The organism is Nitrobacter sp. 62-13, from assembly GCF_001896955.1.
Lineage (GTDB): Bacteria > Pseudomonadota > Alphaproteobacteria > Rhizobiales > Xanthobacteraceae > Nitrobacter.
The window spans coordinates 1-1892 of sequence record NZ_MKRN01000193.1 but is presented as its reverse complement, the minus strand read 5'-3'; the positions used below and the strand labels follow the sequence as shown (position 1 = coordinate 1892).

Sequence of the window (1892 nt, the reverse complement as noted above, 5' to 3'; positions counted from 1 at the left end):
ATATGATGTGGGAGCATCAGTGGTATCTGGCGGGCTGGTTTCAGGGAAAGCTCGTGCTGGTGATCCTGATGTCCGCCATCCATGGCTATTTCGCCCGCCGCGTGCGGGATTTCGCGGCCGACCGGAATGCGGTGAGTCAAAAATTTTATCGCATTATCAACGAGGTGGTTACAGCTTTGATGGTCGGCATCGTCATACTCGTCATCGTCAAGCCGTAAGGCCGGGTCGGAAGTGGAAGTTGCCGCCGAAGAATGAAAAATAATGCCGTCAATCAATGACTTGCGTGCTGTCCGGCGCTAAACCGCCATCCATCTTGCGGGATTTGCCGCCAGGGGTCGCCGGAGAGGCAAGACGCGGCCAAGACGGCTAGTTGGGGACAGTTACCGAGCTATTTTCAGGCACGCAGTCTTCGACGGAAGACTGATGCACTCCTCCTTGCACGGAAGCAGTCAATTTTCTATATTGCGGATATCCCACCCCAAGCAGGCGGATGTGGTCGCGCTCCGGTCTCCTGAACTGAACCGGCCGCCATGTCAGGTTTGAAGCCTTTCGGCATCTTCCTCGCCCAAGGTTTTTTTCACGGTCAGGATCTGCGGACGTTCCTTTCAACCTGTCCGCACCTTCATGAACCCATCCGACGATCCTCCTCGAAGCGTTCCACAGGACCCTCCCAATGCGGGAAATGAAACTTCAAGACCTCAAGGCCAAGACGCCAGCCGAACTCGTCTCGTTTGCGGAAGAGCTTGGGGTCGAAAATGCCAGCACCATGCGCAAGCAGGAGCTGATGTTCGCCATTCTCAAGCAACTGGCGATTCAGGAAATCGATATCATCGGCGAAGGCGTGGTCGAGGTTCTTTCCGACGGCTTCGGTTTTCTGCGCTCGCCGGACGCTAACTATCTGCCGGGTCCAGACGATATCTACGTCTCGCCGTCGCAGATCCGCCGCTTCGGCCTGCGAACTGGGGACACCATCGAAGGCCACATCCGCAGCCCGAAGGAAGGCGAGCGTTATTTCGCGCTGTTGAAGGTCAACACGCTCAATTTCGAGGACCCCGAGAAATCGAAGCACAAGGTCAACTTCGATAACCTCACTCCGTTGTTCCCCGATCAACGGTTCCGGCTCGAGCTGGAGGACTCAACCCGCAAGGATCTGTCGGCGCGGGTTATCGATATCGTGGCTCCGATCGGCAAGGGACAGCGTGCGCTGATCGTGGCTCCGCCGCGCACCGGCAAGACCGTGCTGATGCAGAATATCGCGCACTCCATCACCGCCAATCATCCCGAATGTTATCTGATCGTTCTTCTGATCGACGAGCGCCCGGAGGAAGTCACCGACATGCAGCGCTCGGTGAAGGGCGAGGTCGTGTCCTCGACGTTCGACGAGCCGGCGGTGCGCCATGTCCAGGTCGCGGAGATGGTGATCGAAAAGGCCAAGCGTTTGGTCGAGCACGGCCGCGACGTCGTGATCCTGCTCGATTCGATCACGCGTCTGGGGCGCGCCTACAACACCGTCGTGCCCTCTTCCGGCAAGGTGCTGACCGGCGGCGTTGACGCCAATGCCTTGCAGCGTCCGAAGCGTTTCTTCGGCGCAGCGCGCAACATCGAGGAAGGCGGATCGCTGACCATCATCGCCACCGCGCTGGTCGACACCGGCAGCCGCATGGACGAAGTAATCTTCGAGGAGTTCAAGGGCACCGGCAACTCGGAACTGATCCTCGACCGCAAGGTCGCCGACAAACGCACCTTCCCGGCGATCGACATCGCCCGCTCCGGCACCCGCAAGGAAGAATTGATCACCGACCCGCAACTGCTCAAGAAGATGTACGTGTTGCGGCGCATTCTCAACCCGATGGGCACCATGGATGCGATCGAGTTCCTGCTCGACAAGCTGC

2 protein-coding genes are annotated in these 1892 nt (G+C 58.7%); both read left to right on the top strand.

The window, feature by feature from the left end; genetic code table 11:
* Positions 1–218: CopD family protein (locus tag BGN91_RS14845; protein ID WP_292614432.1), on the top strand; the 218-nt coding region annotated here is incomplete at its 5' end.
* 455 nt (positions 219–673) lie between these two features.
* The coding region (gene rho, locus BGN91_RS14840; RefSeq protein WP_292614430.1) for a transcription termination factor Rho at positions 674–1892 on the top strand (1219 nt) is incomplete at its 3' end.